This window comes from Haloferax sp. Atlit-4N, assembly GCF_003383025.1.
GTDB lineage: Archaea > Halobacteriota > Halobacteria > Halobacteriales > Haloferacaceae > Haloferax > Haloferax gibbonsii.
This window is the reverse complement of the sequence record NZ_PSYY01000079.1, coordinates 1-469: the sequence shown is the minus strand read 5'-3', so window position 1 is coordinate 469 and position 469 is coordinate 1. Positions and strand designations below refer to the sequence as shown.

The 469-nt window shown below is 58.4% G+C and carries 1 protein-coding gene; it reads left to right on the top strand.

The annotated features are described in order from the left end of the window. Positions 1 to 163: 163 nt before the first annotated feature. Positions 164 to 469: aminotransferase class V-fold PLP-dependent enzyme (locus C5C07_RS20655; protein ID WP_233510495.1), on the top strand; the 306-nt coding region annotated here is incomplete at its 3' end.

The following is a 469-nucleotide window of genomic DNA, read 5'->3' as shown; positions in this document are numbered from 1 at the left end:
CAGAATGCTTCGGGCGAATTACTAAGTCGGCTCTAGGGCTACGAGACTCATGGCGGATTGGAATGCGGATTTCGGGCCGTTCGATGGACATACTTGGCTGAACTGCGCCCATCAAGGGCCCTTACCGAAGCGAGCCGTCTAGGCGGTTGACGATGCGGTTACATTGAAACGAGCGCCCCCTCGGCTCCCAGAACAGGCCTTTCGCGAGGTACCAGCCGGGGTCAAACGGGCACTCGGGACACTCATCACCGCCTCTCCCGACGAAATTATCCTAGGAAACAGCTTCTCGTACGGGCTGCACCTGCTGATTCACGGGCTTGAGTGGAACGAAGGTGATGAAGTAATCCTCGTCGAGGGTGATTTCCCGGCGACAATTCTCCCGTGGCATCTGCTCGAATCCCAGGGGGTCCAACTGCGGTTCGTCGATGCCGAGTGTTCGACACCCTTGCCACAGCAGCTCGCCGAGACA